The following is an 18035-nucleotide window of genomic DNA, read 5'->3' as shown; positions in this document are numbered from 1 at the left end:
ACGCCCCCCCCCCCCCCCCCCCCCCCCCCCCCCCCCCCCCCCACCCCCCCCCCCCCCCTCCCCCCCCCCCCCCCCCCCCCCCCCCCCCCCCCCGGCGCCTGCTTTTTGGGCGGGGTGTGCCGCGCGGGTCAGCGCGGGGTGCCGCCGTCGGCGTTGGGGCCGGAGTAGTCCTCGCCGTAGGCGCCCTTGGCGGGGCGGCGGCGGCGCATGGGCGGCTCGACGCCGTCCGCGAGGCGGCGGGCGGTGAGGAGGAAGCCGGTGTGTCCGATCATGCGGTGGTCCGGGCGGACGGCGAGGCCTTCGATGTGCCAGTTGCGGATCATCGATTCCCAGGCGGTCGGCTCGTTGAAGCCGCCGATTTCGCGGATGGACTCGACGGTCCGTGCGAGCTGGGTGGTGGTCGCGACGTAGCAGCAGAGGATGCCGCCGGGGACGAGTGCCTTGGAGACGGCTTCGAGGCATTCCCAGGGGGCGAGCATGTCGAGGATGACCCGGTCGACCTCGGTGTCGCTGAGGTTGTCCTGGAGGTCGCCGACGGTGAGCTGCCAGGCGGGGTGCGGTCCGCCGAAGTAGCGCTCGACGTTCTGCTGGGCGATCTCGGCGAAGTCCTCGCGGCGCTCGTAGGAGTGCAGCATGCCCTGGTCGCCGATGGCGCGGAGCAGGAAGCTGCTCAGCGAGCCGGAGCCCACGCCCGCCTCGACGACGCGTGCGCCGGGGAAGATGTCGGCGAAGGCCAGGATCTGCCCCGCGTCCTTGGGGTAGACCACGGCGGCGCCGCGGGGCATGGACAGGACGTAGTCGGGGAGCAGGGGTCGTAGCGCCAGGTAGGCGACGTTTCCCGTGGTTCGGACAACACTGCCCTCGGGAGCGCCGATCAGCTCGTCGTGGGGGAAGGAACCCTTGTGGGTGTGGAAGTTCTTCCCGGCCTCGAGCGTGAACGTGTAGTGGCGTCCCTTGGGGTCGGTGAGCTGGACCTGGTCCCCGACCTTGAAGGGCCCGCGACGGCGGGCGGCACCGGTCGGTTCGGACATGTGACCAGCCTACCGGCCTCCGCGCGGGCCGCCGACCACGGAGGTGTGCCTAGGTGGGGCGGGCCATGGCTTTGACGAAGGCGCGCTCGACGTCGGCGGCGGAGAGGACTCCGTAGATCTCGCCGGACTCCTCGACGACGAGGTATTCGGTGGCGGGCGTGGCGCGGAGGGTGTCGAGCAGTTCTTCACCGGCGAGCTCGGCGGAGATGCGCATGCCTTCGGTGAGGTCTAGGGCGAGGCCGCCGACGCCGACCCAGGGGCGGCGGTGCTGGGGTACGGAGACGATGGCCGCTTCGCGGACGAGTGCCATGGGGTCGCCGTCGGTGTCGACGACGACGAGGGCGCGGGCTCCGGCGTCGTTGGCGCGGCGCAGTGCTTCGGAGAGTGGTGTCTCGCTCTCGACGGGGACGGCGCGGCGGGTCAGGGTGCGGGCGCGGAGTTCGGGGAGGTGTTCGCGCAGGCGGGCCATGCGGAGGCTGTTTCCGGCGCCGGTCCAGATGATCGCGGCGAGGATGGCGGCGAGCAGGGCGTCGGTGACGGTGTCCATGCCACCGATGTCCTGGGCTTCGCCGCCGAGGGCGCCGGACTGGTTGAGGAGGGGCAGGCCGATGAGGACGGCGATGGCGAGGGCGCGGCCGACCCAGGCGGCTGCGACGGTGCCGCTCATGGGTTTGCCGGTGATCTTCCAGACGACGGCGCGCAGCATGCGGCCGCCGTCGAGGGGCAGGCCGGGCAGGAGGTTGAAGGCGGCGACGATGAGGTTGGAGATCATCAGGCCGGCGAGGAGGACGCCGGGGACGGTGCCCGCGTCGACGGCCTGCATTCCCGCGTAGAAGACGCCGGCGAGGACGAGGGAGAGGAGGGGGCCGACGAAGGCGAGGACGAATTCGCGGCCTGGGGTCTCGGATTCCTTCTCGATCTCGGAGACGCCGCCGAAGAACTGGAGCTGGATGCGGCGTACGGGGAGTTTGAAGCGGAGGGCCGCGACGGTGTGGGCGAGTTCGTGGACGAGTACGGAGGCGTAGAAGGCGACCGCGAAGAAGAGGGAGACGAGGTAGCGGGCGCCGCCGAGCTCGGGCAGGACGCGGTCGAGCTGGTTGCCGAAGACCCAGGTGATGAGGGCGGCGACGAGGAACCAGCTGGGGGCGACGTAGACGGGTACGCCGAAGGGTTTGCCCATGAGGAGGCCGCCGCCGGGGCCTTTCTGTGCCTTGGGCGGTACGGGGGTTCCCTTGCCGGGGCGGCCGGAGTGGGCGGCGCGGGGGCGCCGGTCTTCGGCGGGGTGTTCTTCCCTCGGTGTTTCGGTGCGCGATGTTTCGGTGCGCGATGTTTCGGTGCGCGATGTTTCGGTGCGCGATGTTTCGGTGCGCGATGTTTCGGTGCGCGATGTTTCGGTGCGTGTGGTTTCGGTGTCCGGGGTCTTGGTGTCCGGTGTCTTGGTGAGGGAGGTCCGGTTCTCGTCCGTCGGCGGCTCGGCCGGGCGCCGCTTCGGCTCGTCTGCCGGGCGCTCGGGTTCCTGGGCCGTGTCGATCGGGCGCTTCGGCTCCTGGGAGCCGGGCGCGTGGTGCGGGCCGTGTGGTTCCGTCGGCCGCAGGCCTTCCGCGCCGTCGGACTGCGGCCTGCCGCTCCCGCCGCTTTCGTCCACGATGTCCCCTCGTTCGAAGCGTCCCTCGCCCCGGTCTGGCGTGGTTACCCGCACGATCATGCAGGGCGAGAGGGTCTGTCGTCGATGGTATGCGGCTGTTGTCAGTGTCGGGTCGTAGGGTCTGTCCCTATGGAAACCAGCTCCGACGACGCCGTGGCGGCCGTGCGCCCGGCGTCCTTGTCGCCCTCGCGTGCGGGCGATTTCATGCAGTGCCCGCTGTTGTACCGGTTCCGGGTGATCGACAAGCTGCCCGAGAAGCCGAGTGAGGCGGCGACGCGGGGCACGTTGGTGCATGCGGTGCTGGAGCGGCTCTTCGACGCGCCTGCGGGTGAGCGGACCGCGCCGCGGGCCAAGTCGCTCATTCCGGGGCAGTGGGACCGTCTGCGGGAGGCCAGGCCGGAGCTGTCGGAGCTGTTCGCGGACGATCCGGAGGGCGAGCGGATGGCGCGCTGGCTGTCGGACGCGGAGAAGCTGGTGGAGCGCTGGTTCACGCTGGAGGATCCGACGCGTCTGGAGCCTGCCGAGCGGGAGCTTTTCGTGCAGGCCGAGCTGGAGTCGGGGCTGAGGCTGCGGGGCATCATCGACCGGGTGGATGTGGCGCCGTCGGGTGATGTCCGCATCGTGGACTACAAGACGGGCAAGGCTCCGCGTCCGGAGTACGCGGAGGGTGCGCTGTTCCAGATGAAGTTCTACGCGCTGGTGGTGTGGCGGCTGAAGGGTGTGGTGCCGCGCCGTCTGCAGCTCGTCTATCTGGGCAGCGGTGATGTGATCACGTACGACCCGGTGGTGGCCGACCTGGAGCGGGTGGAGCGGAAGCTGCTCGCGCTGTGGGAGGCGATCGAGCTGGCGACGGAGACGGGGAACTGGCGGCCGCGGCCGACGAAATTGTGCGGTTGGTGTGATCATCGGGCGGTCTGTCCTGAATTCGGGGGGACTCCCCCGCCGTATCCGCTTCCTGTGAGGGCGCCCGAGTCGGCGGAGGGTGAGCAGGGCAGAATGGGCGCGGGCTAGCTGAAGGAGAGACACGTGGCCATCCGCGTCCTACTGGTCGATGACCAGCCGCTGTTGCGCACCGGGTTCCGGATGATTCTGGAGGCCGAGCAGGACATCGCGGTCGTCGGCGAGGCCGGAGACGGCCTGCAGGCTCAGGATCAGGTGCGGGCGTTGCAGCCCGATGTGGTTCTCATGGACATCCGTATGCCGCGGATGGACGGGGTCGAGGCGACGCGGCAGATCACCGGTCCCGGTCGGGACGGTCCGGCGAAGGTGCTGGTGCTGACGACGTTCGACCTGGATGAGTACGTGGTGGAGGCGTTGCGGGCGGGTGCCAGCGGCTTCCTCCTGAAGGATGCTCCGGCGAACGAGCTGGTGCAGGCGATCCGGGTGGTCGCGGCGGGCGAGGCGATGCTCGCGCCGAGCATCACGCGCCGTCTCCTGGACAAGTACTCGGCGCATCTGCCGTCGGGTGACGAGCCGGTGCCGGACACCTTGCACACGCTGACCGATCGTGAGGTCGAGGTGCTGAAGCTGGTCGCCCGCGGTCTGTCGAACGCGGAGATCGCCGCGGATCTGTTCGTGAGCGAGACGACGGTGAAGACGCATGTGGGTCACGTGCTGACGAAGCTGGGGCTGCGTGACCGGGTGCAGGCGGCTGTGTACGCGTACGAGAGCGGGCTTGTGCGTCCCGGCGCCCAGTGACGCCGTCCGGGGTGTGAACGAGGAAGGGCGGCCGTCCCCCGAGGGGGCGGCCGCCCTTCGTCGTCGGTCGGCGGGTCAGCCCTTGCTGATCTCCCAGAAGCGGAAGACGGTGGAGGCGTCGAGGCAGGACTCCAGGCCGTAGACGCTGTCGCGGACGACGGCGTACTGCTTGGCCTGCCAGACCGGCAGGATGGGCAGCTGTTCGGCGACGATGTCCTGGAGGCGGTCGTACTGCTTGTCGGTCCGGGTGCGGTCGCTCTCGGTGGCGGTGCTCGGGATGATCTTCGAGGTGATGGTGTTGTTCTCGAAGTGGTTGCCGAGGACGTTGCCCTTGCCGAAGAACGGCTGGGTGAAGTTGTCGGCGTCCGGGTAGTCGGGGACCCAGCCCTTGACGTACACGCCGTACTTGCCGGCCTCGATGTCCTTCTCGTACTGCTCGAAGGCGACGGACTTCACGTCGGCGTCGAAGAGGCCGGAGGCGTTGAGCTGCTTGGCGATGGCGCGCAGCTCGTGGTCGGTGGCCGGGCCGTAGCGGGTGGGCGTCGACCAGAGGGTGAGCTTGGCCTTGCCCTCGATGCCGTCGGCGCGGAGCGCGGCGGCGGCCTTGGCGCGCTGCGGGCGGGCGCCGTAGGTGTCGAAGAAGGCGGTGTTGTGGCCGCCGATGCCGGCGGGGACGATCGAGTACAGCGGCGAGGCCGTGTCCTGGTAGACCTCCTTGACCAGGGCGTCCCGGTCCAGGAGGTAGGCCATGGCCTTGCGGACGCCGAGCTTGCCGGCCACCGGGTCCTTCATGTTGAAGACCAGGTGCTGCACCTCGGCGCTGGTGCCCTCGACGATGTCGACGTCCTGGCCGGCCTTGGAGGTGTCCTGCTCGATGTCGGCGATGTCGGCGGCGGCAAGGCCTCGGTAGGCGACGTCGATCTTGCCGTCGAGGAGGGCCTGCTTGAGGCTCTTCTGGTCGCCGCGGAAGAACTTGAGGGCGATGCCGTCGTTCTTCGTCTTCGCGGTGCCCTTGTAGTCGGAGTTGACGGAGAAGACCGCCTGCTCCTTGCTGAACGAGTCCAGCTTGTACGGGCCGGAGCCGACGGCCTTGCCGTCCTCGCGGAGCCGGTTCATGTCGTATTCGGTGTGGTCCACGATCGAACCCGCGCCCGAGGCGATCTTGCTGGGGAAGGTCGCGTCGGAGTACTTCAGTTTGAACACGACGGTCTTGGCATCGGGCGTCTGCACCTGGTCCAGCATCGGGAACATCAGCGCCGGGCCGTCGTCGTCGTTGATCTTCCGCATGCGGTCGAAGGAGAACTTGACGTCCTTCGAGGTGAGGGCGTTGCCATTGCTGAACTTCAGCCCGTCACGCAGCTCGCACTTGAAGACCTTCGCCTCGGTGTCGGTGAAGCCGCACTCCTCGGCGGCCTCCGGCTCGGGCTCGGTGGCGCCCTTGGGGAAGCTCAGGAGCGACTGGAAGACGTTGTTGAACAGGAGCCAGGAGCCGGGGTCGTAGCCGGACGCGGGGTCGGTGGCGAGGACGTCGTCGGACATCCCCATCACGACCGCGTCGCCCGTGTCCCCCGCGCCGCCCGATTCCGTGCCGCAGCCGGTCAGCAGGGCGGCGGCCAGCCCTCCCGTGAGGGGAAGGGCCAGCCACTGGTTACGACATTTCACGTACGTGCCTTTGTTGGTGTGGTCGTTCGCTGGTACTTGGGGTGCCCTCGGCGTGCGGGGTCAGCCGCTGACGCCGCGGCCGAGCTCCCACAGCTGGAGGTTCGAGGAGGAGTTGAGGGCCCACTGGATGCCGGTGATGTCGTCACGCGCGGCGATGTACTGCTTGCCCTGCCAGAGGGGGAGCACCGGGACGTCGTCGGCGACGATGTCCTGGATCTTGCGGATGCTCTTGGAGGCGGCGAGCCGGTCGGCCTCTCGGCGGGAGGTGGGGATCAGCTGGTCGTTGATCGTGTCGTTGACGTACGGCGAGCCGAGGAAGTTGTCCTTGTCGAGGAACGGCGCGAGGAAGTTGTCGGCGTCGGGGAAGTCGGGGAACCAGCCCATGCCGTACGCCGCGTACTTGCCGTCGCGTTCGGCGGCGCGGAAGGTGTTCCACGGCACGCCCTTGACCGACACGTCGAACAGGCCGGAGTCGTTCAGCTGCTTCTGGAGCAGCTCGAACTCCTTCTTGGTGCCGGGGCCGTAGTGGTCGGTGGTGTAGTGCAGGGTCATCTTCACCGGCGTGGAGATGTTGGCCTTGTTGAGCAGGGCGCGGGCCTTGGCCGTGCTCGGGTTGCCGTACTTGTTGAAGAACGAGTTGGCGTGCCCGGTGATGGTGGAGGGCACCAGCGAGTACAGCGGGTCGGCGGTCGAGCCGTATACGGAGGAGGCCAGCGCGCCGCGGTCGACGAGCTGTGCCATGGCCTGGCGCACGGCCTTGTTCTTGGCCACGGGGGCGTCGGTGTTGAAGGCGAGGTAGCGGATCTCCAGGCCCTGCATGTCGACCAGGTCGATCTTCTTGCTCGTGGAGGTGTCGAGCTCCTTGACCTGCTCGGGCGACATGGTGCGCGTCATCAGGTCGATGTCGCCGTCCTCGAGCGCCTTGCCCATGGCGTCGGTGTCGGTGAAGTTGCGGAGCTCCACCTTGTCGCTCTGCATCTTGAACCCGCCCTTGTAGTGGGGGTTCTTGGTGAACACCGTCTTGACCAGGCGGTTGTCCTTGACCTCCTGCTCGGCGATGTAGGGGCCCGAGCCGTCGACCTCGAAGCCGTCGCGGAGCTTGTTCTTGCTGTAGTGCTCCTTGCTGACGATGCCCGCGGTGGGGGTCGCCAGCTTGAAGGGGAACGTCGCGTCGGGGGTCTTGAGGTGGAAGACGATGTCGCGGTCGCCCTGGACCTCGATCTCGTCGACGTTGGAGACCAGGCCGTCGGAACCGCTGGGGTCCTTGATCTTGATGTCGCGGACGCGCTCGATGGAGAACTTCACATCGGCGGCCGTCAGCGGCTTGCCGTCGGAGAACTTCAGGCCCTTGCGCAGGGTGCAGGCGTACCGCTCGTTGCCGGTGTCGGTGAAGCCGCACTGCTCGGCCGCTTCGGGCTGGGGGTCGCCGCCGCCGCGCGGCATGCCCATCAGCGTCTGGACGGTCTGGCGCAGGACGTTCCAGGAGCCGGCGTCGTAGGCGTACGCGGGGTCGAAGGGGGCCGGGACTTCCTTCGAGATGGCGAACGTGTCCGTGGTGCCGACCGCGATCGGCTTGTCGCCGTCGCCGCCGTCCGAGCCGCCGCACGCGGCGAGCGCGGGGGCGAGCAGACCTATGACTGCCGGCAGCACCAAAGTCTTGCGGTTCATGCTCGACGTTCTCCAGAGCTCTTGAATCCCGTGAATCCCGCAACGCGGGGTGTGGGTTGGTGGGGCACGGGGGGTGGGGCGATGTTCTCGCGACGAGATTAGTCCGCACCAGACGAGCGTCGGAGGGCGCATGAACCCGCTATCAATCACGCTGCGAAACCGGGCGTGGACACACTGATAACCCGACACCGGAAGGTTTCGTGCACGCGTTCACCAATCGGGACACAATGTCACGTCGCGCCGGACCCCTCAGTGGCCCACAGCACACACGGACCCCACTGTCGACCCTCACCCGGGTGGGAAACGTCACACACCGAAACAGGGTTGACGTGGGAGCCGGCGGAGCTGTCAGAGGGTCATCAGGCCTTGCAGGAAAGGCAGGTTGACGTGTTCGAGGGACGGGACGACGGTGCGGCCCGCGACGGCGGGGATGGGGGCGACCGACGGCACGGCCACCACGCGGCAGCCCGCGGCCTCCGCGGAGGCGACGCCGGTCGCGGTGTCCTCGATGACGGCGCATCTGGCGGGGTCCGCGCCGAGGCCCCGGGCCGCGAGGAGGTAGGGGTCGGGGTGGGGCTTGGTGCGGGCCACCTCGTCGCCGGCGACGGTGAGTTCGAAGTGGTGGGCGCCGATCGAGTCGAGGACGCGGTCGATGATGCGGCGGTGCGACGCGGACACCAGGGCCATCGGCACGCCGTGCCCGGCGAGTTCGGCGAGCAGGCGCGCGGCGCCCGGCATCAGCGGCAGGCTGCGACTGATGCGGTTCTCGAACGCGTCGTTGAGCAGCACGGTGAGCTCGGCGATGGTGATGTCGGCGCCGGTGGCCTCGATGAGGAAGCCGGCGCTGCGCGTCATGGGGCCGCCCACGACGACATCGCGCCAGGCCTCGTCGAGGGCGTGGCCCTGGGCGGCGAAGACCTCGACCTCGGCGTCCCACCAGAAGCCCTCGGTGTCCACGAGGGTGCCGTCCATGTCGAGGAGCACGCCCTGCAGCGCGGAGCCTTCGGCCGTGGGGGTTTCCCCTGCCCGCGTGGGTTCGAGGGCTTGGGGAGGGGTGCCGAGCGCGGGAACCGTACTGGTCATGCGACCACACCTTCCGTAAGGGACGAGAAGGCCGGTTGCCTCCTCTTGCGGGAGGCAACCGGCCTGCACTGGACCGACCAGTGTACGACTGCGCCGGGATCAGCGCGCGTTGAAATATTTCGCCTCGGGGTGGTGGATGACGATGGCGTCGGTGGACTGCTCGGGGTGGAGCTGGAACTCCTCGGAGAGCTGTACGCCGATCCGCTCGGGCTGCAGGAGCTCCGCGATCTTGGCGCGGTCCTCCAGGTCGGGGCAGGCGCCGTAACCGAGCGAGAAGCGCGCGCCGCGGTACTTGAGCGCGAACATGTCCTCGACGTCGGCGGGGTCCTCTCCCCCGAATCCGAGTTCGGCGCGCACCCGGGCGTGCCAGTACTCGGCGAGGGCCTCGGCGAGCTGGACGGACAGGCCGTGGAGTTCGAGGTAGTCGCGGTAGGAGTCGGCGGCGAACAGTTCCGCGGTCGCCTCGCCGATCTTGGAGCCGACGGTGACGACCTGCAGCCCCACCACGTCGGTCTCGCCGGATTCCTCGGGGCGGAAGAAGTCGGCCAGGCACAGTCGGCGCCCGCGGCGCTGGCGCGGGAAGGAGAAGCGGGTGCGCTCGGAACCGTCGTCGTTGAGGATGATCAGGTCGTCGCCCTTGGAGACGCACGGGAAGTAGCCGTAGACGACGGCTGCTTCCAGCAGGTTCTTGGTCTGGAGTTCGTCCAGGAGACCGCGCAGGCGCGGGCGGCCCTCGCTCTCGACGAGCTCCTCGTAGGTGGGTCCGTCCCCGGTGCGGGCCTGCTTGAGGCCCCACTGGCCCTTGAAGAGGGCGCCCTCGTCGAGCCAGGAGGCGTACTCCTTGAGCTGGATGCCCTTGATGACGCGGGTGCCCCAGAACGGGGGGGTGGGCAGCGGGTTGTCGATGGCCACGTCGGACCGGGACGGGCCCTCGGGCTCCTCGACGGCCACGGGGGTGTCGCGCTTGGGCACGCGGCGCTGCTTGAGTTCGGGCAGGCTCGCGCCGGGCACGCCGCGCTTGACGGCGATGAGGGCGTCCATCAGGCGCAGGCCCTCGAACGCGTCGCGGGCGTAACGGACTTCGCCCTCGTAGATCTCGTGCAGGTCCTGTTCGACGTAGGCGCGGGTGAGGGCGGCGCCGCCCAGGATGACCGGGTAGTCGGCGGCCATCCGGCGCTGGTTGAGCTCCTCCAGGTTCTCCTTCATGATCACCGTGGACTTGACCAGGAGGCCCGACATGCCGATGACGTCGGCCTTGTGCTCCGCGGCGGCGTCGAGGATGGCCGCGACGGGCTGCTTGATCCCGAGGTTGACCACGTTGTAGCCGTTGTTGGACAGGATGATGTCGACGAGGTTCTTGCCGATGTCGTGGACGTCGCCGCGGACGGTGGCCAGCACGATGGTGCCCTTGCCCTCCGCGTCCGACTTCTCCATGTGCGGCTCCAGGTGCGCCACGGCCGTCTTCATGACCTCGGCGGACTGGAGGACGAAGGGCAGCTGCATCTGGCCGGAGCCGAACAGCTCACCGACGACCTTCATGCCCTCCAGGAGGGTGTTGTTGACGATGTCCAGCGCCGGGCTGTCCTGGAGGGCTTCGTCGAGGTCGGCTTCCAGGCCGTTCTTCTCGCCGTCGATGATGCGCCGCTGAAGGCGCTCGTCCAGCGGCAGCGCGAGGAGTTCCTCGGCCTTGCCGGCCTTCATCGACTTCGTGGAGACGCCCTCGAAGAGCTCCATGAGCTTCTGGAGCGGGTCGTAGCCCTCGGCGCGGCGGTCGTAGATCAGGTCGAGTGCGACCTTGACCTGCTCCTCCTCCAGACGTGCGATCGGCAGGATCTTCGAGGCGTGCACGATCGCCGAGTCCAGGCCCGCCTTGACGCACTCGTCCAGGAAGACGGAGTTGAGGACGACACGCGCGGCCGGGTTGAGGCCGAAGGAGATGTTGGACAGGCCCAGCGTGGTCTGTACGTCCGGGTGGCGCTTCTTCAGCTCGCGGATGGCGTCGATGGTGGCGATGCCGTCCTTGCGGGACTCCTCCTGGCCGGTGCAGATGGTGAAGGTCAGGGTGTCGATGAGGATGTCCGACTCCTGGATGCCCCAGTTGCCGGTCAGGTCCTCGATCAGGCGCTCGGCGATGGCGACCTTGTGCTCGGGGGTGCGGGCCTGGCCCTCCTCGTCGATGGTCAGCGCGATCAGCGCCGCTCCGTGCTCCCTGGCCAGTGCGGTGACCTTCGCGAAGCGGGACTCGGGGCCGTCGCCGTCCTCGTAGTTCACCGAGTTGATGACCGCGCGGCCGCCCAGCTTCTCCAGGCCGGCCCGGATGACCGGGACCTCGGTGGAGTCCAGGACGATGGGCAGGGTGGAGGCGGTGGCGAAGCGGCCCGCGAGTTCCGCCATGTCGGCGACGCCGTCGCGGCCCACGTAGTCCACGCACAGGTCCAGCATGTGCGCGCCCTCACGGATCTGGTCGCGCGCCATCTCCACGCAGTCGTCCCAGCGGGCCTCCAGCATCGCCTCGCGGAACTTCTTCGATCCGTTGGCGTTGGTGCGCTCCCCGATCGCCATGTACGAGGTGTCCTGGCGGAAGGGCACCGTCTGGTACAGCGACGCGGCGCCCGGTTCGGGGCGCGGGTCGCGCGGGGCCGTCTCGACGCCGCGGACGCGCTCCACGACCTGGCGCAGGTGTTCCGGGGTCGTACCGCAGCAGCCGCCGACGAGGGAGAGTCCGTAGTCGCGGACGAAGTTCTCCTGCGCGTCGGCCAGCTCGGCGGCGGACAGGGGGTAGTGGGCGCCGTCCTTGCCGAGGACCGGGAGGCCCGCGTTGGGCATGCAGGAGAGCGGGATGCGGGAGTGGCGGGCGAGGTAGCGCAGGTGCTCGCTCATCTCGGCCGGGCCGGTGGCGCAGTTCAGGCCGATCATGTCGATGCCCAGCGGTTCCAGGGCGGTGAGCGCGGCGCCGATCTCCGAGCCGAGGAGCATGGTGCCGGTCGTCTCGACGGTGACCGAGCAGATCAGCGGGAGGTTCGCGCCGGTGGCGTCCAGGGCGCGGCGGGCGCCGAGGATGGCGGCCTTGGTCTGCAGGAGGTCCTGGGTGGTCTCCACCAGGAGGGCGTCGGCGCCGCCGGCGATCATGCCTTCGGCGTTGGTCTGGTAGGCGTCGCGCAGGACGGTGTACGGGGCGTGGCCGAGCGTCGGCAGCTTGGTGCCGGGGCCCATGGAGCCGAGGACCCAGCGCTGCTGTCCGGTGGAGAGGGTGAACTCGTCGGCGACCTCGCGGGCGATGCGGACGCCCGCCTCGGAGAGCTCGAAGTTCCGGTCCGCGATGTCGTACTCGCTCAGCGCCGCGAAGTTCGCGCCGAAAGTGTTGGTCTCCACGCAGTCGACGCCGACCGCGAAGTACTCCTCGTGCACGGAGCGCACGATGTCGGGGCGGGTGACGTTCAGGATCTCGTTGCAGCCCTCGAGCTGCTGGAAGTCGTCCAGCGTCGGGTCCTGCGCCTGGAGCATGGTGCCCATCGCGCCGTCGGCCACCACCACGCGGGTGGCGAGGGCCTCGCGGAGGGCGTCGGCTCGGGTCCTGCTCTCGGACGAGACAGGCGTGGGCTGCGACGACGGGGTTGGCGACGAGGCCATGAAAGAGCTCCCTGGAGTGCGACGGCTGTCGGCTTTGCGTCCTCTGGTTGGAGGGCGCACTCGGTCAGGGTAGCCGGGACCATGGTCCCGTTGTGAAGTAGTCCACTGGACGGACCGGCCGGGGCGGGCCTGGCCGGATCGGATCCCGGGGCGCGCCGTGGGGTGGGACAGGCCGTCCGCGTATTAGCGGGAGGTCGACAACGACCGATAGTGTTCAGCATTGTCGAACGTCGAGTTGGTGCTAGGGGACGGAGGTCGGGGCTGCGATGGCACGCAACATCCAGTCGCTCGAAAGGGCCGCGGCGATGCTGCGGCTGCTCGCGGGCGGCGAGCGACGGCTCGGCCTCTCGGAGATCGCCTCCGCCCTCGATCTCGCCAAGGGGACGGCGCACGGAATTCTGCGCACCCTTCAGGCGGAGGGCTTCGTGGAGCAGGACTCCGCGTCGGGCCGTTATCAGCTGGGCGCGGAGCTGCTGCGCCTGGGCAACAGCTATCTGGACGTGCACGAGCTGCGGGCACGCGCTCTGGTGTGGACCGACGATCTGGCCCGTTCCAGCGGGGAGAGCGTGCACCTAGGTGTCCTGCACCAGCAGGGCGTGCTGATCGTCCACCACGTCTTCCGGCCCGACGACAGCCGCCAGGTCCTGGAGGTGGGGGCCATGCAGCCGCTGCACTCCACGGCGCTGGGCAAGGTCCTGTCGGCGTACGACCCGGTGGCGCACAACGAAGCCGTCGAGGTCGAGCGGAAGACGTTCACCGTGCACACGGTGATCGATCCCGACGGTTTCGAGGGCGTTCTCGATCTGACTCGCGCGCGCGGGTACGCGTCGGACGTCGAGGAGACCTGGGAGGGCATCGCCTCCGTTGCCGCGCCCATTCACGACCGACGGCGCATGCCGGTCGGCGCGGTCGGCGTCACGGGCGCCGTGGAGCGCGTGTGCAGGGACGGGGAGCTGCGGCCCGAGCTGATCGCCGCGGTGCGGGACTGTGCGCGTGCGGTGTCCCGGGATCTGGGCGCCGGGCGGTTCTGAACCCCGGGGCGCCGGGCGGTTCTGAACCCCGGGGGCGCCGAGCGGTTCCGGGCCGGGCGGGCCGTGGGGCTGGTCGGCGGTTCGACGTGCGGGTGGCGCGTGTCCGCGCGACGATCCATGGACGCATCCGGGCCCGGACGATCGGACCCGGCCGGGCGCCGGCCAGGGGGTCTCGTACCGATAGGTCGAAACGATCAATAACGATCGTGTTTTCAATAACAGAACTCTTGACGAGCGAGTAACCCCGGAGCGAGACTCGCGTCCATCGGTCGGCATTGTCGAACACCTACCGGCATTACGCGCTAGAGTGGGACAAGGTCAAGGGCCGGCAACGACCTCACCTGAGGTCGCGGACCACCGGAGGGACCCGGGGTTCGCCTTCCCCTGGACGAAGGACAAAGGAGTCGCGGGTGTCCAGCTCCGACATCTTCATCGGCGAGACCATCGGTACCGCCGTGCTCATCCTGCTCGGCGGTGGCGTGTGCGCCGCCGTCACGCTCAAGCGCTCAAAGGCCAAGGACGCCGGCTGGCTCGCGATCACCTTCGGGTGGGGCTTCGCCGTACTGACCGGTGCCTACCTCGCGGGCGGCGTCTCCGGCGCCCACCTGAACCCGGCGGTCACGCTCGGGCTCGCCGTCGAGGGCGGCACCAAGTGGAGCGACGTTCCGCTCTACCTGGCCTCGCAGCTGCTGGGCGCGATGATCGGCGCCGTTCTGGTGTGGGTCACGTACCTGGGCCAGTTCAAGGCCCATCTGACCGACCCCGAGATCCTCGCGGCGCAGCCCGTCGAGGAGGGCATGGTCGACCAGAAGGCGGCCCCCGCGGCAGGACCGGTGCTCGGCGTCTTCTCGACCGGCCCGGAGATCCGCAACTACGTCCAGAACGTGCTCACGGAGATCATCGCCACGGTCGTCCTGGTCCTCGCCATCCTCACGCAGGGCCTCAACGACGGCGGCAACGGCCTCGGCACCCTCGGCGCGCTCATCACCGCGCTCGTCGTGGTCAGCATCGGTCTCTCCCTCGGTGGCCCCACGGGCTACGCGATCAACCCCGTCCGTGACCTCGGTCCGCGCATCATCCACTCCGTGCTCCCGCTGCCGAACAAGGGCAGCTCGGACTGGTCGTACGCCTGGGTTCCGATCGTCGGCCCGCTGATCGGCGGCGCCATCGCCGGCGGTCTCTACAACGTCGCGTTCAAGTAGACCCGCGACAGCGACCGATGACCGTCACAGACGCCTGAGACCGACAGCAAAGAACTTCTGGAGCACACCGTGACCGACGCACACACCGCAGGCCCCTTCATCGCGGCCATCGACCAGGGCACGACCTCGAGCCGCTGCATCGTCTTCGACAAGGACGGCCGGATCGTCGCCGTCGACCAGAAGGAGCACGAGCAGATCTTCCCGAAGCCGGGCTGGGTCGAGCACGACGCGACCGAGATCTGGACCAACGTCGAGGAAGTCGTCGCCGGAGCCGTCTCCAAGGCCGGCATCACGAGAGACGACATCAAGGCGATCGGCATCACCAACCAGCGCGAGACCACGCTGCTGTGGGACAAGAACACCGGCGAGCCGGTGCACAACGCCATCGTCTGGCAGGACACCCGCACCGACGCGCTCTGCAAGGAGCTCGGGCGCAACGTCGGCCAGGACCGCTTCCGCCGCGAGACCGGCCTCCCGCTGGCCTCCTACTTCGCGGGCCCGAAGGCCCGCTGGCTGCTCGACCACGTCGACGGCCTGCGCGAGCGCGCCGAAGCCGGCGACATCCTCTTCGGCACCATGGACTCCTGGGTCATCTGGAACCTGACCGGCGGCGTCAACGGCGGCAAGCACGTCACCGACGTCACCAACGCCTCCCGCACCATGCTGATGAACCTCCACAAGATGGAGTGGGACGCGCGGATCTGCGAGTCCATCGGCGTGCCGATGGCGATGCTTCCCGAGATCCGCTCCTCCGCCGAGGTCTACGGCGAGGTCTCCGGCGGCAAGCTCGGCGACCTGCTCGGCGGCATCCCCGTCGCCTCCGCGCTCGGCGACCAGCAGGCGGCCCTCTTCGGCCAGACCTGCTTCGACGAGGGCGAGGCGAAGTCCACGTACGGCACCGGCACGTTCATGCTCCTGAACACCGGTGACAAGGCCATCAACTCCTACTCGGGCCTGCTGACCACGGTCGGCTACCAGATCGGCGACCAGAAGCCGGTCTACGCCCTGGAGGGCTCCATCGCCGTCACCGGTTCGCTGGTGCAGTGGATGCGCGACCAGATGGGCCTGATCAACTCCGCCGCCGAGATCGAGACGCTCGCGTCGTCGGTCGAGGACAACGGCGGCGCCTACTTCGTACCGGCCTTCTCCGGCCTGTTCGCCCCGTACTGGCGCTCCGACGCCCGCGGTGTGATCGCCGGCCTGACCCGGTACGTCACCAAGGCGCACATCGCGCGCGCCGTCCTGGAGGCCACGGCCTGGCAGACCCGTGAGATCACCGACGCCATGACGAAGGACTCCGGCGTCGAGCTCGCGGCCCTCAAGGTCGACGGCGGCATGACCTCCAACAACCTGCTGATGCAGACCATCTCGGACTTCCTCGACGCACCCGTGGTGCGCCCGATGGTGGCCGAGACGACCTGCCTCGGTGCCGCCTACGCCGCCGGTCTCGCCGTCGGCTTCTGGTCCTCGACCGACGAGCTGCGCGCCAACTGGCGGCGGGCCGCGGAGTGGACCCCCCACATGGACGCGGGCACCCGCGACCGTGAGTACAAGAGCTGGCTCAAGGCCGTCGAGCGGTCCATGGGTTGGCTCGACGAGAGTGGCGAGGAGTAAGACACATGACCACCCTGCAGAGCGTCCCTGCCCTCGGGACGCATCCGGCTGCCGGTTCCCACCAGAGCCGCGCCGAGACCCGGGAGCAGCTTTCCAAGGCGACGTACGACCTCCTGGTGATCGGCGGCGGGATCCTGGGCATCTCCACCGCCTGGCATGCCGCGCAGTCGGGACTGCGGGTGGCTCTGGTGGACGCCGGTGACTTCGCCGGCGCCACCTCCTCCGCCTCCTCCAAGCTGCTCCACGGCGGTCTGCGCTACCTGCAGACCGGCGCGGTGAAGCTGGTCGCGGAGAACCACTTCGAGCGTCGTGCGGTGTCCCGTCAGGTGGCCCCCCACCTGGCGAACCCGCTCACGTTCTACCTGCCGGTCTACAAGGGCGGCCCGCACGGGGCCGCCAAGCTCGGCGCGGGCGTGTTCGCGTACAGCGCGCTCTCCGCCTTCGGCGACGGCGTCGGCCACCTCCTGTCGCCTTCGAAGGCCGCGCAGGACGTGCCGGAGCTGCGCACGGACAACCTGAAGGCCGTCGCGGTCTACGGCGACGACCAGATGAACGACGCCCGCATGGCCCTGATGACGGTCCGCGCGGCCGTCGAGGCCGGTGCCGCCGTCCTCAACCACGCCGAGGTCACCGGACTGCGCTTCACCAAGGGCCGGGTCACGGGCGCGGAGCTCAAGGACCGCACGAGCGGCGACGAGTTCGGCGTCAACGCCCGGCTGGTCCTGAACGCGACCGGCCCCTGGGTCGATCACCTGCGCAAGATGGAGAACCCGGACGCGGCGCCCTCCATCCGGCTGTCCAAGGGCGCGCACCTGGTCCTCAAGCGCACCGCGCCCTGGAAGGCCGCGCTGGCGACCCCGATCGACAAGTACCGCATCACGTTCGCCCTGCCCTGGGAGGACATGCTGCTGCTCGGCACCACGGACGAGGAGTTCGAGGGTGACCCGGCGGACGTGCGCGTCACCGAGGCCGACACCGCGCAGATCCTGGACGAGGCCGCGTTCTCCATCCGCGACCAGCAGCTGTCGCGGGACCTGATCACGTACTCCTTCGCGGGTCTGCGGGTGCTGCCCGGCGGCCCCGGCGACACCTCGAAGGCCAAGCGCGAGACGGTCGTCACCGAGGGCGCGGGCGGCATGCTCTCGGTGGCGGGCGGCAAGTGGACGACGTTCCGCCACATCGGCCGGACGATCATGAAGAAGCTGGAGTCGCTGCCGGGCCACCCGCTGGGCGACGACTACGAGCCGATCTCCTCGCTGCCGAAGAAGCTGCCGCTGCCCGGCATCGCGAACCCGCGCGCGGTCGCCCACCGCCTCCTGGTGGACGGCCCCGCGCCCGGCCCGCGCATGGCCGCCGACACCGCCAAGCACCTGGCGACGCACTACGGCTCGCTCTCCTTCGACATCGCCCGTCTGGCGAACGAGAACCCGGAGCTCGCCGAGCGCGTCCACCCGGACGCCCCGGAGATCTGGGCCCAGGTCGTCTACGCCCGCGACAACGAGTGGGCGGAGACCGCGGACGACGTGCTGCGCCGCCGTACGACGCTGACGATCCGCGGCCTGGCCACGGACGAGGTGCGCGGCAAGGTCGAGGACCTGCTGGGCAAGAAGGCCTGACGGGCTGGCCCGACGGGCTGACCTGACGGACTCCTCCGTAGAGAACCGGTAGAGGGACGGTAAGGGGCGATCGCCATGGGCGGTCGCCCCTTACTCATGCCCTGCCGCTCATGCCCTGCCGCTCATGCCACACCGCCGCCACAGCACCGCAACGT

The 18035-nt window shown here is 69.3% G+C and carries 12 protein-coding genes; 6 read left to right on the top strand and 6 right to left on the bottom strand.

All coding sequences use genetic code 11. From position 1 onward, the window contains the following. Positions 1–128: 128 nt before the first annotated feature. A complete protein-coding gene (locus AC07DO_RS25155) occupies positions 129–1031 on the bottom strand; it encodes a tRNA (adenine-N1)-methyltransferase (RefSeq protein WP_125511707.1) in 903 nt (300 codons plus the stop codon). Positions 1032–1080: 49 nt separating this feature from the next. Beyond that, positions 1081–2676, bottom strand: coding sequence for a site-2 protease family protein (locus AC07DO_RS25150; protein ID WP_479062806.1), 1596 nt, complete (start codon positions 2674–2676; stop codon positions 1081–1083). A 129-nt stretch (positions 2677–2805) separates the two neighbouring features. Between AC07DO_RS25150 and AC07DO_RS25145 the strand changes: the two genes are divergently transcribed. Then, positions 2806–3687: a RecB family exonuclease gene (locus AC07DO_RS25145; RefSeq protein WP_479062804.1), complete on the top strand. Its 882-nt coding sequence runs from the start codon at positions 2806–2808 to the stop codon at positions 3685–3687. Positions 3688–3702: 15 nt separating this feature from the next. Next, the gene (locus AC07DO_RS25140) at positions 3703–4374 is read left to right on the top strand and encodes a response regulator (protein WP_150165899.1); all 672 of its coding nucleotides are present in this window, start codon (positions 3703–3705) and stop codon (positions 4372–4374) included. 75 nt (positions 4375–4449) lie between these two features. On the opposite strand, the gene AC07DO_RS25135 is transcribed toward AC07DO_RS25140, so the two are convergent. From AC07DO_RS25135 to metH, 4 genes are all read right to left on the bottom strand, one after another. Further along, positions 4450–6036, bottom strand: a complete 1587-nt coding sequence (locus AC07DO_RS25135; protein WP_479062803.1) for an ABC transporter substrate-binding protein — start codon at positions 6034–6036, stop codon at positions 4450–4452. Between the two features lie 60 nt (positions 6037–6096). Continuing rightward, complete coding sequence (locus AC07DO_RS25130; protein ID WP_479062802.1) at positions 6097–7704, bottom strand: ABC transporter substrate-binding protein; 1608 nt, start codon at positions 7702–7704, stop codon at positions 6097–6099. 348 nt (positions 7705–8052) lie between these two features. Beyond that, complete coding sequence (locus tag AC07DO_RS25125) at positions 8053–8787, bottom strand: HAD family hydrolase (RefSeq protein WP_479062801.1); 735 nt, start codon at positions 8785–8787, stop codon at positions 8053–8055. A 99-nt stretch (positions 8788–8886) separates the two neighbouring features. Further along, entirely contained in the window at positions 8887–12417 is a 3531-nt protein-coding gene (gene metH / locus AC07DO_RS25120; RefSeq protein WP_479062799.1) for a methionine synthase, read from the bottom strand. A 266-nt stretch (positions 12418–12683) separates the two neighbouring features. Between metH and AC07DO_RS25115 the strand changes: the two genes are divergently transcribed. From AC07DO_RS25115 to AC07DO_RS25100, 4 genes are all read left to right on the top strand, one after another. After that, positions 12684–13448 carry an IclR family transcriptional regulator gene (locus AC07DO_RS25115; RefSeq protein ID WP_479062798.1) on the top strand — a complete coding sequence of 255 codons (765 nt, stop codon included), beginning with the start codon at positions 12684–12686 and terminating at the stop codon, positions 13446–13448. Between the two features lie 410 nt (positions 13449–13858). Next, positions 13859–14650 carry an MIP/aquaporin family protein gene (locus tag AC07DO_RS25110; RefSeq protein WP_479062796.1) on the top strand — a complete coding sequence of 264 codons (792 nt, stop codon included), beginning with the start codon at positions 13859–13861 and terminating at the stop codon, positions 14648–14650. Positions 14651–14719: 69 nt separating this feature from the next. Continuing rightward, positions 14720–16264 (top strand): glycerol kinase GlpK, encoded by a 1545-nt coding sequence (gene glpK / locus AC07DO_RS25105; protein WP_479062794.1) that lies wholly within the window; start codon positions 14720–14722, stop codon positions 16262–16264. A 5-nt stretch (positions 16265–16269) separates the two neighbouring features. Then, positions 16270–17880, top strand: coding sequence for a glycerol-3-phosphate dehydrogenase/oxidase (locus AC07DO_RS25100; protein ID WP_479062790.1), 1611 nt, complete (start codon positions 16270–16272; stop codon positions 17878–17880). Positions 17881–18035 lie beyond the last annotated feature (155 nt).

Source organism: Streptomyces sp. NPDC045678 (assembly GCF_056432085.1).
This window is presented reverse-complemented; position numbering and strand designations above follow the sequence as displayed.

Bases quoted from the DNA above. Each gene is read 5' to 3' on its own strand.
- AC07DO_RS25100 (WP_479062790.1), top strand. From the start codon at position 16,270: ATGACCACCCTGCAGAGCGTCCCTGCCCTCGGGACGCATCCGGCTGCC.
- metH (WP_479062799.1), bottom strand. From the start codon at position 12,417: ATGGCCTCGTCGCCAACCCCGTCGTCGCAGCCCACGCCTGTCTCGTCC.
- AC07DO_RS25130 (WP_479062802.1), bottom strand. From the start codon at position 7,704: ATGAACCGCAAGACTTTGGTGCTGCCGGCAGTCATAGGTCTGCTCGCC.
- AC07DO_RS25125 (WP_479062801.1), bottom strand. From the start codon at position 8,787: ATGACCAGTACGGTTCCCGCGCTCGGCACCCCTCCCCAAGCCCTCGAA.
- AC07DO_RS25115 (WP_479062798.1), top strand. From the start codon at position 12,684: ATGGCACGCAACATCCAGTCGCTCGAAAGGGCCGCGGCGATGCTGCGG.
- AC07DO_RS25145 (WP_479062804.1), top strand. From the start codon at position 2,806: ATGGAAACCAGCTCCGACGACGCCGTGGCGGCCGTGCGCCCGGCGTCC.
- AC07DO_RS25155 (WP_125511707.1), bottom strand. From the start codon at position 1,031: ATGTCCGAACCGACCGGTGCCGCCCGCCGTCGCGGGCCCTTCAAGGTC.